The organism is Ensifer sp. Root558 (assembly GCF_001427045.1).
GTDB lineage: Bacteria > Pseudomonadota > Alphaproteobacteria > Rhizobiales > Rhizobiaceae > Ensifer > Ensifer adhaerens.
The window spans coordinates 627,443-645,227 of record NZ_LMGC01000035.1 but is presented as its reverse complement, the minus strand read 5'-3'; the positions used below and the strand labels follow the sequence as shown (position 1 = coordinate 645,227).

The 17,785-nt window shown below is 62.3% G+C and carries 17 protein-coding genes; 8 read left to right on the top strand and 9 right to left on the bottom strand.

Translation table 11 applies throughout. From position 1 onward, the window contains the following. The first annotated feature begins 18 nt into the window (after positions 1-18). Genes nosZ through ASD63_RS29405 form a run of 6 tightly spaced genes read left to right on the top strand, consistent with a single transcriptional unit; the run spans position 19 to position 6,456 of the window. Positions 19-1,947, top strand: a complete 1,929-nt coding sequence (gene nosZ, locus ASD63_RS29430) for a TAT-dependent nitrous-oxide reductase (RefSeq protein WP_060530202.1) — start codon at positions 19-21, stop codon at positions 1,945-1,947. A 3-nt stretch (positions 1,948-1,950) separates the two neighbouring features. Continuing rightward, on the top strand, positions 1,951-3,279 hold the full coding sequence (locus tag ASD63_RS29425) for a nitrous oxide reductase family maturation protein NosD (RefSeq protein ID WP_060530201.1): 1,329 nt from the start codon (positions 1,951-1,953) through the stop codon (positions 3,277-3,279). Then, a complete protein-coding gene (locus ASD63_RS29420) occupies positions 3,245-4,144 on the top strand; it encodes an ABC transporter ATP-binding protein (protein WP_060530200.1) in 900 nt (299 codons plus the stop codon). Before ASD63_RS29425 ends, ASD63_RS29420 begins: the two co-directional genes overlap by 35 nt. Then, on the top strand, positions 4,141-4,962 hold the full coding sequence (locus ASD63_RS29415) for an ABC transporter permease subunit (protein ID WP_034799004.1): 822 nt from the start codon (positions 4,141-4,143) through the stop codon (positions 4,960-4,962). The genes ASD63_RS29420 and ASD63_RS29415 overlap by 4 nt, the downstream gene beginning before the upstream one ends. Next, positions 4,959-5,540, top strand: coding sequence for a nitrous oxide reductase accessory protein NosL (locus ASD63_RS29410; protein WP_029742711.1), 582 nt, complete (start codon positions 4,959-4,961; stop codon positions 5,538-5,540). The genes ASD63_RS29415 and ASD63_RS29410 overlap by 4 nt, the downstream gene beginning before the upstream one ends. A gap of 4 nt (positions 5,541-5,544) precedes the next feature. Further along, positions 5,545-6,456, top strand: a complete 912-nt coding sequence (locus tag ASD63_RS29405; protein WP_082573014.1) for an FAD:protein FMN transferase — start codon at positions 5,545-5,547, stop codon at positions 6,454-6,456. A gap of 153 nt (positions 6,457-6,609) precedes the next feature. Here the strand turns inward: ASD63_RS29405 and ASD63_RS29400 are convergent, their stop codons facing one another. From ASD63_RS29400 to ASD63_RS29360, 9 genes are all read right to left on the bottom strand, one after another. After that, positions 6,610-6,876, bottom strand: coding sequence for a helix-turn-helix transcriptional regulator (locus tag ASD63_RS29400; protein WP_226020894.1), 267 nt, complete (start codon positions 6,874-6,876; stop codon positions 6,610-6,612). Between the two features lie 78 nt (positions 6,877-6,954). Next, the gene (locus ASD63_RS29395) at positions 6,955-7,830 is read right to left on the bottom strand and encodes a glycine betaine ABC transporter substrate-binding protein (RefSeq protein ID WP_060530199.1); all 876 of its coding nucleotides are present in this window, start codon (positions 7,828-7,830) and stop codon (positions 6,955-6,957) included. A gap of 71 nt (positions 7,831-7,901) precedes the next feature. Beyond that, positions 7,902-8,786, bottom strand: a complete 885-nt coding sequence (locus tag ASD63_RS29390; RefSeq protein ID WP_029742707.1) for a proline/glycine betaine ABC transporter permease — start codon at positions 8,784-8,786, stop codon at positions 7,902-7,904. 22 nt (positions 8,787-8,808) lie between these two features. Beyond that, positions 8,809-10,041, bottom strand: coding sequence for a glycine betaine/L-proline ABC transporter ATP-binding protein ProV (gene proV, locus ASD63_RS29385; protein WP_060530198.1), 1,233 nt, complete (start codon positions 10,039-10,041; stop codon positions 8,809-8,811). Positions 10,042-10,362: 321 nt separating this feature from the next. Further along, a complete protein-coding gene (locus ASD63_RS29380; protein WP_210339140.1) occupies positions 10,363-10,806 on the bottom strand; it encodes a PRC-barrel domain-containing protein in 444 nt (147 codons plus the stop codon). 302 nt (positions 10,807-11,108) lie between these two features. Then, entirely contained in the window at positions 11,109-11,996 is an 888-nt protein-coding gene (locus ASD63_RS29375) for an aldose 1-epimerase (RefSeq protein ID WP_060530197.1), read from the bottom strand. Positions 11,997-11,999: 3 nt separating this feature from the next. Beyond that, positions 12,000-12,950: an L-arabinose ABC transporter permease AraH gene (gene araH, locus ASD63_RS29370; protein WP_029742703.1), complete on the bottom strand. Its 951-nt coding sequence runs from the start codon at positions 12,948-12,950 to the stop codon at positions 12,000-12,002. Beyond that, positions 12,947-14,461, bottom strand: coding sequence for an L-arabinose ABC transporter ATP-binding protein AraG (gene araG, locus ASD63_RS29365; RefSeq protein ID WP_060530196.1), 1,515 nt, complete (start codon positions 14,459-14,461; stop codon positions 12,947-12,949). The genes araH and araG overlap by 4 nt, the downstream gene beginning before the upstream one ends. Before the next feature lie 174 nt (positions 14,462-14,635). Then, positions 14,636-15,619, bottom strand: coding sequence for an arabinose ABC transporter substrate-binding protein (locus ASD63_RS29360; RefSeq protein WP_029742701.1), 984 nt, complete (start codon positions 15,617-15,619; stop codon positions 14,636-14,638). Between the two features lie 182 nt (positions 15,620-15,801). Between ASD63_RS29360 and ASD63_RS29355 the strand changes: the two genes are divergently transcribed. Then, positions 15,802-16,569, top strand: a complete 768-nt coding sequence (locus tag ASD63_RS29355; protein WP_090301412.1) for a FadR/GntR family transcriptional regulator — start codon at positions 15,802-15,804, stop codon at positions 16,567-16,569. Positions 16,570-16,626: 57 nt separating this feature from the next. Beyond that, positions 16,627-17,775, top strand: a complete 1,149-nt coding sequence (dgoD, locus tag ASD63_RS29350; RefSeq protein WP_060530195.1) for a galactonate dehydratase — start codon at positions 16,627-16,629, stop codon at positions 17,773-17,775. Positions 17,776-17,785: the final 10 nt, after the last annotated feature.

Here is a 17,785-nt window from a genome sequence, read left to right as displayed (position 1 = left end):
GCAAAAAGGAACCAGATCATGGAATCAAAGGAACACAAGGGACTAAGCCGGCGAGCACTTTTCAGCGCGACTGCAGGCAGCGCCATTCTGGCGGGCACTGTAGGGCCGGCCGCACTCAGCCTCGGCGCTGCAGGATTGGCGACACCGGCCCGTGCGGCCACGGGCGCCGACGGCTCGGTCGCCCCGGGCAAGCTCGACGATTACTACGGCTTCTGGTCCTCCGGTCAGACCGGCGAGATGCGCATTCTCGGCATTCCCTCGATGCGCGAACTGATGCGCGTGCCGGTGTTCAACCGTTGCTCGGCCACCGGTTGGGGGCAGACCAATGAATCGATCCGGATCCATCAGCGCACGATGACGGAAAAGACGAAGAAGCAGCTTGCCGCCAACGGCAAGAAAATCCACGACAACGGCGACCTGCATCACGTCCATATGTCCTTCACCGACGGTAAATATGACGGTCGCTACCTGTTCATGAACGACAAGGCCAATACGCGCGTGGCGCGCGTGCGCTGCGACGTGATGAAGACCGACGCCATCCTGGAGATCCCCAACGCCAAGGGCATCCACGGCATGCGTCCGCAGAAATGGCCGCGTTCAAACTATGTGTTCTGCAACGGCGAGGACGAGGCCCCGCTCGTCAACGACGGCTCGACGATGACGGACGTGGCGACCTACGTGAACATCTTCACCGCCGTCGATGCCGACAAGTGGGAAGTGGCCTGGCAGGTGAAGGTCTCGGGCAACCTCGACAATTGCGATGCCGACTACGAGGGCAAGTGGGCGTTCTCCACCAGCTACAACTCGGAAATGGGCATGACGCTGGAAGAGATGACCAAGTCCGAGATGGATCATGTCGTCGTCTTCAACATCGCCGAAATCGAGAAGGCCATTAAGGCCGGCCAATATGAGGAGATCAACGGCGTCAAGGTGGTGGACGGGCGCAAGGAGGCCAAGTCGCTCTTCACGCGCTACATCCCGATCGCCAACAACCCGCACGGCTGCAACATGGCGCCGGACAGGAAGCATCTGTGCGTTGCCGGCAAGCTTTCGCCAACCGTCACCGTGCTGGACGTGACGAAGTTCGATGCCCTGTTCTACGACAATGCCGAGCCGCGCAGCGCGGTGGTTGCGGAACCGGAACTGGGCCTTGGCCCATTGCACACCGCCTTCGACGGGCGCGGCAACGCCTATACCTCGCTGTTCCTCGACAGCCAGGTGGTAAAGTGGAACATCGATGAGGCCATCCGCGCCTACGCCGGTGAGAAGATCAATCCGATCAAGGACAAGCTCGACGTTCAGTATCAACCCGGCCACTTGAAGACGGTGATGGGCGAAACGCTCGATGCCGCCAACGACTGGCTCGTTTGCCTGTGCAAATTCTCCAAGGACCGGTTCCTGAATGTCGGCCCGCTGAAGCCGGAAAACGATCAGTTGATCGACATTTCCGGTGACAAGATGGTGCTGGTCCATGACGGCCCGACCTTCGCCGAGCCGCATGACGCCATCGCCGTCTCCCCCTCGATCCTGCCGAACATCCGCTCGGTCTGGGATCGCAAGGATCCGCTGTGGGCCGAAACCCGCAAGCAGGCCGAGGCCGATGAGGTCGACATCGACGAATGGACCGAGGCCGTGATCCGCGACGGCAACAAGGTTCGCGTCTACATGACCTCGGTCGCACCCAGCTTCAGCCAGCCGAGCTTTACGGTGAAGGAGGGCGACGAAGTCACGGTCATCGTCACCAATCTCGACGAGATCGATGACCTTACCCATGGCTTCACCATGGGAAATCACGGCGTGGCGATGGAGGTCGGCCCACAACAGACGAGCTCCGTTACCTTCGTTGCGGCCAATCCTGGCGTCTACTGGTACTATTGCCAATGGTTCTGCCATGCCCTGCACATGGAAATGCGCGGCCGCATGTTCGTGGAACCGAAGGGCGCCTGATCGATGCGGCTGTCCGTTCTCCTGATCGGCTTTCTTCTCGCCTCTCCGCTCTTAGCGGCGGAGCGCGCAGTCGTGCCGGGTGCGGGCAGTCTTGCCGCAGCCATCGCCGGGGCTCAACCCGGCGATGTGCTGGTGTTGACCGACGGGGCCTATGACGGCCCCGTCACCATCGACCGACCACTGACCATCACCGGTCCGCGCGGAGCGGTGGTGAATGGGCTTAAGCAGGGTAGCGTGGTGACGATTGCCGCGTCGGACGTCACCTTGACGGGGTTCACCGTCACCGGTTCGGGTCGCATCAACCAGGATCTCGACGCCGGGGTCAAAATCGTTCAAGGCGCCGATCGCGCCCGTGTCGAAAAGCTGCTCGTCACCGACAACATGCACGGCATCGACGTCCATGGCGGCCGCGACACGATTGTCTCCGGAAACGAGATCACCGGCACGCGCAGCGCCCGCATGAACGAGCGCGGTAACGGCATCTATGTCTGGAACAGCCCGGGTACGCTGCTTCAAGACAATATTATCCGCTACGGTCGCGACGGCATCTTTTCGAACGCCAGCGCCGACAGCATCTATCGCCGCAACATCATGCGCGACCTGCGCTTTGCCGTGCACTTCATGTACACCCGCAACACCGAGGTTTCCGACAACATCTCGATCGGAAACCATCTGGGCTTTGCGATCATGTTCTCCAACCGCGCGAAGATCCTGAACAATCTCAGCCTTGGCGACCGCGAGCATGGGCTGATGCTGAACTATGCCAACAATGCCGACGTGTCAGGCAATCTGGTGCGCGGGGGCACGAAGAAATGCCTGTTCATCTACAACGCCCACAAGAACCTGGTCTGGGGAAATCGCTTCGAGAGCTGCGGCATTGGCATACATTTCACCGCCGGTTCGGAAAAGAATGTGCTGACAGGCAACGCCTTCATCGCCAACCGCGAGCAGGTCAAATATGTCGGCACCCGCAATATGGAATGGAGCCATGAAGGCCGGGGCAATTTCTGGTCCGATCATCCGGCCTTCGACCTCAACGGCGACGGCATTGCCGACAGTTTCTACCGCCCCAACGACCTGATGGACCAGATCCTCTGGTCGCAGCCCGCGGCAAGCCTGCTCACCGGCTCGCCGGCCGTGCAGATCGTTCGCTGGAGCCAGCGGGATTTTCCCGCCACGCTGCCTGGAGGCGTGCGCGACAGCGCGCCGCTGATGCGCCCCCTGACCATCCCTGTCCCGCTCGAAATCCTTGCCTATGAGGCCGAGGCCGCAGGGCGCTGGACTGAAGGAAATTACGATGACACCGACGTTGACAATCTCCAGGCTCACTAAGCGCTTCCAATCGGTGGAAGCGCTCAAGTCCGTTTCCCTTGCGCTGGAGCCGGGACGGCGCGCGGCACTGCTCGGCCATAACGGTGCCGGCAAGTCGACGATGATGAAGATCGTGCTTGGCCTCATCCCCTTCGACAGCGGCGAGGTTTCGGTTTGCGGCTCGGCGCCCGGTTCGCCCGCCGCGCGGACCCAGGTGGCGTATCTGCCGGAAAATGTCGCCTTTCACCCGGCTTTGACGGGAGAAGAACAGCTTCGCCACTATCTCGCACTGCGTGGCGAAAACCCGAAGCAGGCCACGGAGCTTCTTGCGAGGGTCGGACTGGGCCACGCGGCGCGGCGTCGGATCGGTACCTATTCCAAGGGCATGCGCCAGCGGGTGGGTCTGGCCCAGACGCTGATCGGCCGCCCCCGTCTCCTGGTGCTGGACGAACCGACCTCTGGCCTGGACCCGGTGTCGCGACGGGACTTCTATGACCTGCTCGACGGGTTGGCCGCAGAAGGAACCGCCATCCTGCTCTCCTCCCACGTGTTGACCGAGGTGGAGGCCCGCACCGACAGCATCCTCATCCTTTCCGGTGGGGAACTGGTGGCAGAAGGTACGCTTGCCGATCTTCGGACCCGTGCGGCACTTCCGGTCGCCTTTTCCGTTCGCCCCGCACCGGGCCATGCGCCGGCGCTGGCAGCGACCTTTCCCGAGGGGGTGGAAGGGGAGGACGGTCTCTTGCGCCTTCGCGGTTCGCAGTCGGAAAAACTGCCGCTCCTTGCCCGCATTGCGGCGCTTGGGAGCGCCATTGCCGATCTCGATGTCATCCCGCCCAGCCTCGAGGACATCTACAGCCACTTCAGCCGGAGGGACGGGCAATGAACCGCATCCTTGCCACCGCCGTCAGCGAATTCCGTATCGCATTGCGCAATCGTTGGGTCTCTATCGCCACCGGCATGATGGTGCTGTTCGCCCTGGTGCTGGCCGCCGCCGGCTCTGCCCCGACGGGCGATGTTGGCGTCGACCGGCTCTCCGTAACGGTCGCCTCGCTCACTTCGCTTGCGGTCTATCTGGTTCCGCTTTTGGCATTGCTGATGAGTTTCGATGCGGTGGCTGGCGAAGTGGAACGCGGCACGCTGCCACTGCTTCTCACCTATCCCGTCTCACGCCTGCAGATTCTGCTCGGCAAACTGCTGGCGCATCTCGCAATCCTCGGTCTTGCCGTGACGCTTGGCTACGGCGCGGCGGCGCTCGCAGCCGTCTGGTTCGATCCTGGAGCAACCGCGGGGCTTGGCGCCCTATGGCGGCTGATCTGGTCCTCTGTGCTGCTGGGTGCGACCTTTCTTGGCACCGGCTATGCGCTTTCGGCTTTGGCGCGACGGCCGTCGGGGGCGGCGGGCTTGGCCATCGCGCTCTGGCTGGTGGCGGTGGTGCTCTACGACCTCGCCCTGTTGGCGTTAATCGTGACGGATGGAGGCGGTGCCTTCACCACACACGCATTGCCCGTTGCGCTGCTTGCCAACCCTGCCGACGCCTTTCGCGTCTTTAACCTCTCGGCCGCACAAGCCGTTTCTGCCGCAGGCGGACTGGGTGGCGCCGCCGGCACGATCCCGCTCTGGCAATCGGCAGCCTCCCTTCTCGCCTGGCCACTCGCCGCCATAGCCCTTGCCGCCGCAGCCTTCCGAAAGGTGACCCCATGAGGACCCGACTTCGCTTCGTGCTCGTCGCGGCCGCTCTGGCGCTGCTCTCCGCCTGCAAGGAGGACGTCGCCCAAAGCATCGTGCCGCAGGACATGACGCCCGAGACCCTCGGTCATTACTGCCAGATGAACCTTCTGGAGCACCCCGGCCCGAAGGCCCAGATCTTTCTGGAAGGAAGCCCCGCGCCGCTCTTCTTCAGTCAGGTGCGCGATGCGATCGCCTATGCGCGTGGGCCGGAGCAGATTGCGCCGATCCTCGTCATCTATGTCAATGACATGGGGGCTGCGGGGGCAACGTGGGACCAGCCCGGTGACGGCAACTGGATCGCCGCCGACAAGGCGTTCTACGTGGTCGGCTCTGCCCGGCGAGGCGGCATGGGTGCGCCCGAAGCCGTGCCGTTTTCAAGCCGCGACGAGGCTGCGGCCTTCGTTCTTGCCGAGGGCGGCCAGGTGCTTGCGCTCGCCGATATTACCGATGCCATGGTTTTGACGCCGGTGGAGACCGGCTCGGAACCGCGAGCGGACGACGAAGACTATCTCGGCCGTCTGCGCGCATTGCCCCATCCAGCCGGAGGTTGACCCCATGCTGCTGACCCGACGCCGCTTGATTGCAATTTCTGCAGTTCTCGCAACGGCGCCCGCCATCGCCCACGCCAACGCGGCAACCCGCTTCTGGACAGGTCAGGCTCTTGGCGCGCGTGCCTCGATCCGGATTGCGCACCCCGAGGCCGGGACGATCGTCTCCAGGGTCATGGCGGAGATCGACCGTCTGGAAAACATCCTTAGCCTCTACCGTGCCAACAGCGCGCTTTGCCGGTTGAACCGCGACGGTCATCTTCAAGACCCGCCATTCGAGCTTTTGGAATGTCTGTCACTGGCCGACGCAGTCCACCTGGCAAGCGGCGGGCGCTTCGATCCGACGGTACAGCCGCTCTGGACGCTCTGGGCTCAATCGGCTGCAAACGGCACGCGACCCGGCCCGGCGGACGTTGATCGCGTGCGTGGCAACGTCGGCTGGGGCAAGGTCAAGCTCGATGCAGCAGCGATCACGTTGCATCCGGGCATGGCGCTGACGTTGAACGGCATCGGCCAGGGGTATGTCGCCGACCGCGTAGCAGCAATGCTTGAAGGTGAGGGACTGACGGACATTCTGATCGATACCGGCGAGTTCCGTGCGCTCGGGGGACAACCGGGCGGCGGTGGATGGCCAGTCCGACTGGAATCAGGCGAGCGCCTGCCGCTGCGCCAGCGAGCGGTCGCCACCTCCGCCCCTCTCGGCACGACCTTCGATCAAGCAGCCAGAGACGGACATATTCTCGACCCCCTGACCGGAATGCCCGCGCCCGCAAACTGGCGCTCTGTCTCGGTGTCGGCACCATCCGCTGCCATCGCCGACGCGCTGGCGACGGCCGCATGCCTGATGCCGGATGCAGGATCGATCGTTGCGATGAACGCGCGTTTTGACGGCGTCCGCCTGGAAGCCGCCTCCGTTTAAGGTGGGCGACCAAGGGTCATCGGGGGCTTGAGAAGGGTCGGATCCGTCTCGACCCCGATCGGCGAAAGGTAGGCGGCTGCGACCGCAGCGACGATCGCCTGTGACGGTGTTGGTGTTCTTCCTGAGCGCGCCGAACGGGGCAGTGCTTGCGGACTACCTCGCCTCCACTGGTCCTGTTCCGCGCCCATCGAGAAGCCAGGCGATGTTGACCTGCAGGATGCCGGCCATCATGTCGAGGCGGTTGGCCCTCGGTTCTGCGCGGTCATTTTCCCAGCTGATCCAGGTCTCTTCGGTAACACCCGCGATTGCGGATATCTCTTCGATCGAAAGCTTGATGGCATCGCGGGCAAGCGAAATGCGGCCACCGATCGTGTCGTCGGTGGCGTCGGCCGTGGCGCGGGGTGCAAGCATGTCGTTCATGATGTCGATGATCCTTCTGTCGGGAGGTACGCCCGCAACGAGATCGCGGGCGTCGGTTGTGGACGCGAGTGGCAGAGCTTAGCCACCGTCCTTGGCGAGCCAGGCTTTGATCTGGTCGGGATGATCCGCGATGTACTGGGCGACAGCCTTTTCGTAGGAGGTCTGCTGGGCGTTAAACATCGCGGCTTCAAGATCGGCGATCGGCAGCTTCATGCGCGACAGCAGGCCTGAGACTTCCGGATTGTCCTTTTCGATGTCCTTGCGTGCCAGCACGTCCACACGTTCGGCCCTGCCGAGCGCGTTCTTCGGATCCGCTATATAGCGAAGCTCGTACTTGCCGAACATCCAATGCGGGCTCCAGGCCGTGGCGACAAACCAATCCTTCTTGCGCATTGCCCGGTCAATGGTCGTCAGCATGCCGGCCTCACTGGAGATCTGCAGCTTGTATCCGTCGAGCCCGTAGTTCTTGACTGCCTGCTCGGACAGACGCGTAAGGCCCGCGCCGGGATCGATGCCCTCGATCCTGCCCTTGAGCTTCTCCTTCACATCGTCCTTCTTGAGGTCGTCGATCGAGGCGATTGCGTCTTCGGGAATGTATTTCGGAACCACCCAGCCGAGCCTGGCGCCGTCGTAAACGGTCCCGAGGGTCGTTACCTTGCCCTTCACCTTGGCGAAGTAGTCGGCGTGGGTTTCCGGCAGCCAAGCCATCATCATGGCATCGAGGTCGCCGCGGCCGACACCCTGGTAAAGCGGAGCGATGTCTGTTTGGACAAGCTCGACCTCCTGGCCGAGCTCGTCCTTGATCAGTTTTGCGGCGAGCTTGGTGACGAACTCGGCGTCCGACCAGGCGGCCCAGCCGATCCTGACGGGTGGCTTTTCCTCTGCGGCAGCCGCGCCGAACGTACCGGCGGCAATGCTGGCCGCAAGGCTGATGGTCGCAAGGGTCTTGAACATGGATGTTCCTTTCTTGAACGATTGCAAGCGGCAGTGCGAACGCTGCCAGATGGATGGGAAAGTCCGCAGCGTCAGGCAGTGACGGGGGAGGTCCGGGGTTGTTCCTGTCGCCGGCGGAACAGGACGCGCCACGGGCTGGCGCGCTCCTTGCCGAAGCTCTGGGTGATCCGGTCGAGAATGACGGCGAGAATGACGACAGCGAGACCGCCTTCGAAACCGGTTCCGACGTCGAGACGCTGGATGCCGGTTAGGACCGTGTTGCCGATGCCGCCCGCACCGATCATCGAGGCGATCACCACCATGGAGAGAGAAAGCATGATCGTCTGGTTGATGCCGGCCATGATCGAAGGCATGGCGTTCGGCAGTTGCACCTTCACGAGCAGCTGCCAGGCGGTGCAGCCGAAGGCGTTGCCGGCCTCGATGAACTCGACATGCACCTGACGGATGCCGAGATTGGTGAGCCGCACGACCGGCGGCATCGAGAAGATCACCGTTGCGATCGTCCCGGGCACGGCGCCAAGGCCGAAGAACATCGCCGCCGGGATGAGGTAGACGAAGGCCGGCATGGTTTGCATGAGGTCCAGCATGGGTCGCACGGATGCCGCGACGCGATCGCTGCGCGCCATGGCGATGCCAAGCGGCAGGCCGATGAGCATGGCAACGAGCGTCGATGCGATGACGAGCGACAGGGTTTCCATCATCGCGGACCAAAGGCCCATGTGTTCGACCAGCATCAGTGAAAGGGCGGTAAAGACCGCAAAGCCGAAGCCGACGCGCCATAGCGACAAAAGCACGAAGATCGCGAGCCCGAGGGCCAAGGGGGCGGCGAGAAGTGCCGCCTGGATGCTGTTGGTCACGGTGCCGATGGCGGCAGCGATCAGATCGAGCAGCGGTGCGAAATTGTCGAGGATGTAGTTGACGGCGCTGTCGACGCCGTCACCGATATCGAAAGTCATGGATTGTCTCCGAAGGGCTGGATCAGACGGTGCGATCGAGCGTTTCGAGTAGCGCGGATTTGCTGATCGAGCCGAGGTAGCGGTTGGCTTCGTCGATGACAGGCATTGGGAACGCGCTTGCAGCCACCTTCCCAAGCACATTGGACAAGCTTTCCGACGCCGGGATCGGCTCGATATCCGGCAGGAAGGCGCGCCGATAGGGATCGGCGGCGCCGTCGCGGGCGGTTGCGATCAACGAAGACCGGCTGATCATGCCGTGATAGGTCTTGTCGCGGCCGAGAATGATGGCGACCTCGCGATCGTAATGTTCCATGCGCTCGAGTGCAGCTGCGGCCGAAACACCCTGTCGCTCGATGATCGTTACCTGCGTCTTGCGGGCGACGTCGCCGGCGCGGAAGACCTGAGAGACATCGACATTACGGAAGAACGACCGCACATAGTCGTTGGCGGGCTTCAATACGATTTCGTCCGGGGTGCCCACCTGCACGACCTCACCATTTTGCATGATGCAGATGCGGTCGCCGATCCGCATGGCTTCGTCGAGATCATGGCTGACGAAGACGATGGTCCGACTGTGTTCGGCCTGAAGGCGGACAAGTTCGTCCTGCATCTCGGTGCGGATCAGCGGGTCAAGGGCAGAGAAGGCTTCGTCCATGAGGAGCACGGAGGGCTCAGCGGCGAGCGCTCGCGCAAGGCCGACGCGCTGCTTCATGCCGCCGGAGAGCTGGTCGGGACGGCTGTCGTCGTATCCTTCCAGCCCGACAGCGTGCAGAGCCGTCCGGGCGCGGGCCTTGCGCTCGGCCTCGCCGACGCCAGCGACCTCGAGGCCGAAGGCCGCGTTGTCGATAACGCTGCGGTTCGGCAGCAGCGCGAAGGTCTGAAAGACCATGCTTATGTCGCGGCGGCGCAAGGCGATCAGTTCGCTGCGCGGCAAGCGTGCTACGTCTTTGCCATCGATCTCGATGGAACCGGAGGTCGGTTCGATCAGGCGGTTGAGGAGGCGCAGCATCGTCGACTTGCCGGAACCCGAAAGCCCCATGATCACGAAGATCTCGCCGGCCCGAATGTCGAAGGTCGCGTTGTTGACGCCGATGGTGCAACCCGTCTCGGCGTGGATCTGCGCCTTCGTGCTGCCGGCTTTAAGAAGGCTCAGCGCCTCGTCCGGCCGCTCGCCAAAAACCTTGAAAACGTTCTTGATACTGATCTTGACCGGTTGCTCGTGGGCCGAGCGGTCGCTCTCAGTTTGAAATGCCATATGTTCTGGGCCCGGCTCCGGAAGCGGGGCACTCTCCTTTGTGTTTGAAAGGCTGATGAAACGATCAGCGAAACGGAGAAGCGCACGACCAGAAAGGCCTGCGCAAATACGACATCATGTCGCAATCCGATTGTCTTTTGGCACGCTCGTGCAGAAATGTCCACATTGTGAGAATAGAAAACTAAGTCCTGGCGGTATTTGTCGCAGAAAATGGAATGCTTTCGCGCAATCTGAATGCGGTTATTCGGTGGCGGATGTGCAGGCGCCCGAAGACGAAAACGCGTTCGCCGGAGAAGCGAACGCGCGCGGCAGGGCCGGTCACTATTTCTTCAGCTTGCCGTAATCAAATTTTGGTGCCTTGGAGAGGTCATCCTTGTTGGTGTCGACATAGGCCTTCCAAGTGCCGTTGTCGTTGGCAAGTGCAATTGACGCCGGGTCGATGACGACATAGCTCTCGCCCACGCCGAGGAAACCGCCGACGCTTGCGACAATGCCGATGACGGACTTGCCGTCGCCGATGACGACGTCGGAAATCTCGCCGATCGTCTCGTTCTGCTTGTTGTAGATATCGACGCCGATGAGCTGTGAATTGACGATATCGGTGTCTTTGATTTCCACATATTTCAGCGGCATCGTTGCGGCGGTACCCATCGTGATGCCGGGGCCGACCAGCATCGCATCTGCGCCGTTTGCTGCGGGTTCTTGCGCGAAGGCGGCGCTGGAAACGAGGGCAAGGGAAAGCGCGGCGGCGGTCACATAATTCATGCATATCTCCTGTTCAGTCTCGCCACCGACCGGGGCGGTCGTGGCGGCTTCTAAACGGAGCCTGCTCAAAAAAGTTCCACGGAATCATTGGTATAAGCAATCTTGCGAAGCCTTTGATCCTTTCGCCTTCGTCCCCAATGCCCTGCACAATCCACAGCTATCCCGCCTGTGGCGCGCTGGCATCGGCTGTTCGCACAGGCGCGAGGACCCCGCGGTAGCAACCAATAATTTTCACTTGAAGCAATTTCACCCAGGGTTACTTGTAAACGATTGCTGGATGCGAAACCGCTCTTTGCGAACTGTTACCCGCTCGCCAGTTCCTCGACGCTGAGCGCGATCGTTCCGGTCACAGTCTGGAGAGGCTGCAGGCGGACGAGGCCGCCGTCGCGTTGATCGCGGTGCGCGTTCGGCCGATGGCTCATCGGCTCGAAGCAAAAGAAGCTGCTTGTCGCCGACGGCGAGTAGAGAACGAAGAACCGAAAATGCCCATCGGCCTCGAGCGAAGCGGCAAGCCCCGTTTCCGGCCATTCGATGCGGGCTCGTCCATCCCAGCCGTCGAAGGCATTGTTCAGCCAGTTCGGGGGCAAGGGGGACCCGGATGCAAAGTTCATGTTCTGAGGGATGGGGCCGGGGCGGTCTGGCAGATGACCTTCCCGTTCGCTCCAATATCGGTCGGCACGGGCGATGAGGCGCGTTTCAGGCGTGCGCGGAAAGAATGGATGGAAGCCCAGTCCGTATGGCAGGGCCTGGTCGGCGCGGTTGGTGATGGAGAGCGAGAGGATCAGGCGCGGTCCGTCGATGGCGATCGTCTCTATCGCTTCATAGGCAAAGGGTGTGGCAACGCTTGCCTGCTGGTCCAAGCGAAGGGTGAGCGATTGCCGATCGCGCTGCAGGATCGACCAGCGTCCAAGCCAGCCGTCTCCGTGCAAAACGAGCGGATCGGTGGTGTTTCTTTCCAGCCTGTAGTCGCGACCGTCAAATTGGAAGCCGTTGGCCTCAATGCGGTTGCCAAAGGGCACCAGCGGAAAGCAGGCCTCGGCGCCGAACACTTGCGAGGCAAGCCCCGGTGCCGACGTCGGCGCCAGCAAAGGAATACCGCGCCAGCGGGCCGACAGGATCGCGCCGCCAAGCGGGCTCACCTCGACAGTGAGCCCTTCTTCGTTTTCGAGGAGGACGATGTCTTCCGTCATGCCCTAACTGCGACGACCGGCGGCGGCCGAGCGCAGATTGTCGAGCAGCACTGCGAGCAGAAGGATCAGGCCGCGCACGACATACTGGTAGAAGGCCTGGATGTTGAGCAGGTTCATGACGTTTTCGGCAATGCCCATGATGAGAACACCGACGATCACGCCGGTCATCGCCGCCCGGCCGCCGGCAAGCGAGACGCCGCCGAGCACACAGGCAGAAATGACCGAGAGTTCGAGACCGGTTGCCGCATTCGGCTGGCCTGACGTGATGCGCGAGGCGAGCAGCACGCCGGCAACAGCGCAGACGAGGCCCTGCAGTGCGAAGATCCATATGCGCATGTTGGAGACATTGACGCCGGCGAGGCGTGAGGCTTCCGGGTTGCCGCCGATCGCGAGCGTGTTCTTGCCGAAGACAGTGCGGTTCAGCACGAAACCGAAGACGAGGAAGAAGCAACCCATCACCCAGATTGGCGTCGGGATGCCCAGGAACTTCGACAGTGCCAACTGATAGAAGCTCGGGTCGTTGATGCCGACGGCGCGACCGTCAGACGCAATCAGCGCGAAACCGCGCACGATCTGCATGGTGGCAAGCGTCGTGATCAGCGCGTTGATGCGGAAATGCGCAATCACCACGCCGTTGACGAGGCCGACGAAGCCGCCGCACAGGAGTGCCGCAATCAGGCCGACGAGGATCGAACCCGAGGCGTTCGATGCCATCACGGCGGCCATGCCCGAGAAGGCGACGGTCGAGCCGACCGAGAGGTCGAAGTCACGCGAGGCCAGGCAGAACATCATCGTGCAGGCGACGATGCCGATGGTGACGACCGACTGCAGCAGGCCGAGCATGTTGCGCTCAGTCAGAAAGTTCGGAACCGTCAGCGCCACGATGGCGAAGGCGACGGCGAAGATGACGACCAGACCCTGTTCGCCGAGAAGAAGTTTTTTCAAGGAAGTCATGACGGCTGAACCTGCTCGGTTGGAACATCGGGAAGGGCGGCGGCGAGGATGCGTCGTTCGTCGAAATCGGTGCGCGCGAAATCGGCGGCGATCCGGCCCTGGCACATGACGAGGATACGGTCGGTAATGCCCATCACCTCGGGCAATTCGCTGGAGATGACGACGATCGCCATGCCCTGACCGGCGAGTTCGTAGAGGATTTCGTAGATCTCCGACTTGGCGCCGACATCGATGCCGCGCGTCGGCTCATCGATGATCAGCACCTTCACGCCCTGTTCGGAGAGCCAGCGGCCAAGGATGACCTTCTGCTGGTTGCCGCCGGAGAGATTGATGATGTCCTGCTTGCGGGACGGCGTGCGCACCCGAAGTTTGGCGATGAAGCGGTCCGCCAGTTCCGCTTCCTTCTTGCGGTTGAGGATGCCGAAGGGCGAAAAGTGCCGGCGCGACGAAATCGCCATGTTTTCTTCGATGCTGCGCCCCTGAACGATGCCGTCGAACTGACGGTCCTCTGGGCACAGGACCATGCCGGCGCGGATCGATTGTGGCGGGTTGTCGGCCGGCACGATCGCGCCGTCGATCGTCACGGTTCCCTGGTGGCGTCTGTCTGCGCCATAGACCAGCCGGGTCATCTCGCTGCGGCCAGCGCCGATCAGGCCGAAAAAGCCAAGGATCTCGCCGCGCCGGACCGAGAAGCTCAAGGGTGTCTTCAGCTTCGGACCGCAGATCGCGTCGACGCGCAGACGTTCCGCGCCGAGATCGCGGCCCCGCCAGCCCCAGATGTTTGAGATCTCGCGTCCGACCATCTCGGCGATGATCTGGTCGCGCGTGACCTTGGAAATGTCAGGATGATGGGCGGCGAGCTTGCCGTCGCGCAGCACAGTCAGGCTGTCGCAAAGCCGGAAGATCTCGTCGAGCCGGTGGGAGACATAGAGGATCACGGTGCCATTCGAGCGCAAGCGTTCGATCAGGGCAAAGAGGATTTCGCTTTCGCGGGACGACAGCGACGAGGTCGGCTCGTCGAGCGCGATGACGCGCGCATCAAGCATGACGGCCTTGGCGATCTCGACCATCTGGCGCTCGCCGATCGAGAGCGAGGCGATCTTGGCGGACGGATCGACGTCAATGCCGATTTCCGCAAGCTTCTCGCCGACGACGCGAAGCAACTGGCGCCGATCGATGACCCCGCCCTTGCCGGGGAAGTGGCCGAGCCAGAGGTTTTCGGCGACCGTCAGTTCCGGAACGAGCTGCAGTTCCTGGTGGATGACGATAACACCGGCGCGAAACGCATCGCGCACGGAGCGATAGCCTTGTGCTTCGCCTTCAATACGGATCTCTCCGTTATCGGCAGACTGGTCGCCCGAGAGCAGGCGGATAAGCGTCGACTTGCCCGCGCCGTTCTCACCCATGAGGCCATGGACGGCGCCCTTGCGCACAGAAAACGAGACATCCGACAGCGCCTGGACGCCGGGATAGCCCTTGGAGATCGATTGGAATTCGAGGAAGTCTTGCATATGCGGCTCCGATACGGAACGCCAGGCAGCCGAGCCGCCGGGCCGATAGAGCGGGATGAGGAAAGTGTGCGCGGTTTTCCGCCCGCATCCCGCTCTAAACTACCAGAATCGATCACGTTGATTGTTTGGGTCGGTCCGACCCAAACAATCGTGATCTCGTGTCGCAAGCAGCGATTACTCGATGCCGAGATCCTTGCGTACGGCCTCGTAGTTGTCGCGCAGCGCAAGCTGGCCGGCGGTCAGGGTCAGCTTTTCCGGTTCCTTGCCGTTGGCGATCCACTCATACATGTTGAGTGCGGTCTCGTAGCCGTGGCGCTTCGGCGAGATGATGACGGTGCCGAAGAAGCCGGTCGCCGCAGGCTTCTTGAACTCGTTGATCGCCGAGTCCGCGCCGCCAATGCCGACGCCGATCATGCTGTCGGGAGCAATGCCGACCGTCTCGGTTGCGCGCACGGCGCCGAGTACCGCTTCGTCATTGAGGCCGATCGCAACCCACTTCTTGATGCCGGCGTTCTTATTGAGCACGATCGTCGAGGCGTTAAGTGCTGCCTCCGTATCGGTCTTGGCCTGCGGCGCGTCGAAGATGTTGGCTTCCGGGAAGCCGTTGGCCTTGAGAACTGAAAGTGCGCCCTCAACGCGGTCGACCGCCGTCGGGAGCTGGTCGTAGGAAACGCGGATCGCGCCGACGTCCTTCATGTCCCAGCCACGCTTCTTGATTTCGTCGACCAGGGCTTGACCAACAGCTTCGCCGATTTTCGTCGCCGAAATGCCCATGTGGGGCACGTCTTCGATCGGGCTGCCGTCGGCGTTGACCAAACGGTCGTCGACCGTCATCAACTTGAGGTCGTTGGCGGCCGCTTTCGCGACGATGCCGGGGCCGAGCTTGACGTCAGGGGTGCAGACGATGAAGCCCTGCGCGCCCTGGGCGCCGAGATTGTCGATTGCCGACTGAACCTTCTCGCCGTCTTCCGCACCGATCTTGACCAGCGTGAAGCCCTTTTCCTTAGCGGCGACGTCGGCGAACTTCCATTCGTCCTGGAACCACGGCTCTTCCGGCTGCTTGACGATGAAGCCGATTTTGACGTCGGCAGCGAACGCCGAGGTTGCCGCAAACACGGCGACGGTACCAGCCAGAATGGCTGCCTTGATAAAGCGCATGATGTCTCTCCCTGGTGAACTGCCTCCTGCAGCGAGCATTTGTGTATGATGAATCATCATATTCGTCAATTGCCTTTGTATGATGAATGAGATAGTGATGTATAACGATAATGTGCTTCGCTGCGTTGTCGCCTCCAAGCGTCTGCGCTATGGAGCGACAGGGAGACGGGGGCGGGAGGAAAATGGCGGTGGAAGAGCAGGACTACAGCAACGGCGCGCAGGAGCGCGGCCAGCGTCGCCCTCGCGTTCAAAAGAATGTGACGCGCGCCATCGCCTCGGACATCTGCGCCGACGTCTTTCCGGTCGGCTCCTTCCTGCCGCGCGAAAACGACCTTTGCGAACGTTATGGCGTCAGCCGGACCGTCATTCGCGAAACCTTGAAGGTGCTGGAATCGAAGGGCATGGTCCGCGGCCGTTCCCGGGTGGGCACGATCGTCTGCAACAAGGACGAGTGGAACATCCTCGATTCCCAGGTGCTCGAATGGATCGGCGAGCGCATCTTTGAATTCGATCTTTTGAACTGCGTTCTGGAGGCGCGCCGCGCGATCGAGCCGGCGGCCGCTGAGTTTGCGGCCGAACGCGCGACCGTCCAGGAAATTGCCGACCTCGAGCGCGCCTGGCAGGCGATGCGTGACGGCGAGCGCGATGTCGTCGGCTTCACCGATGCCGACGTCGCCTTTCATACCTGCCTGCTCAAGGCCAGCCATAACCAGGTCTTCCTGCAACTCGTCGGCATCATCCAGGCGGCGCTGAAGTTCTCGCTGTATGCCTCCAATGAAGTTGCCGAACGTCGTGACGAAGCAATCGATATCCATGGCGAACTGGTCGAGGCACTGCGTCTGCGCGACAAGGCGAGGGCGCGCGACTGTTCCACGCGCATGCTGGATCTTGCCGCCCGCGACCTCAAGCTTGCCGTAGAACGTCACCGGCCCGCCCCGTCGGCGCGCTGAAACCCCTTCCCGGCGGCCGACGTCGTCGCCTTGTTTGACCCAGCGGATAATCGCACCATGAAGATCACCAAGCTCACCACCTACATCGTTCCGCCGCGCTGGCTGTTTCTGAAGATCGAGACCGACGAGGGCATCGTCGGCTGGGGTGAGCCGGTTGTCGAAGGCCGCGCCCTGACCGTGGAAGCCGCCGTCAACGAGCTTGCGGACTATCTGATCGGCAAGGATCCGCTGCTGATTGAGGACCACTGGCAGGTGATGTATCGCGGCGGCTTCTACCGCGGCGGTGCGGTCCACATGTCGGCGATTGCTGGAATCGACCAGGCGCTCTGGGACATCAAGGGCAAGGCCTATGGCCAACCGGTGCATGCGCTGCTTGGCGGCCAGGTGCGCGACCGCATCAAGGTCTATTCCTGGATCGGCGGTGACCGTCCGTCCGATGTCGCCAAAAATGCCCGCGACGTCGTCGCCCGCGGCTTCAAGGCCATCAAGCTCAATGGCTGCGAGGAGATGCAGATCGTCGACACCTGGGAGAAGGTGGAAAAGGCGGTCGAAACCATTGCGACGATCCGCGAGGCGATCGGCCCGCATATCGGCATCGGCGTCGATTTCCACGGTCGCGTGCACCGGCCGATGGCGAAGGTCCTGGCGAAGGAACTTCAGCCCTTCAACCTGATGTTTATCGAAGAACCGGTGCTTTCGGAAAACCGCGAGGCGCTGAAGGAAATTGCCAACCATTGCTCGACGCCGATCGCGCTCGGTGAGCGGCTCTATTCGCGTTGGGACTTCAAGTCGGTGCTGGCCGACGGCTATGTCGATATCCTGCAGCCGGACCTGTCGCATGCCGGCGGCATCACCGAATGCCGCAAGATTGCTGCGATGGCGGAGGCCTACGACGTGGCGCTGGCACCGCATTGCCCGCTGGGACCGATTGCGCTTGCCGCCTGCCTTCAGGTCGATGCCGTCAGCTACAACGCCTTCATCCAGGAACAGAGCCTCGGCATCCACTACAACGAGGCCAACGACATTCTCGACTACATCTCCAACAAGGAGGTGTTCCACTACGCGGACGGCTTCGTGTCTATCCCGCAAGGCCCTGGCCTCGGCATCGAGGTGGATGAGCAATATGTCATCGAGCGCGCAAAGGAAGGCCATCGCTGGCGCAACCCGATTTGGCGCCACGCCGATGGTAGCGTAGCCGAGTGGTAGGGAGCGCGGA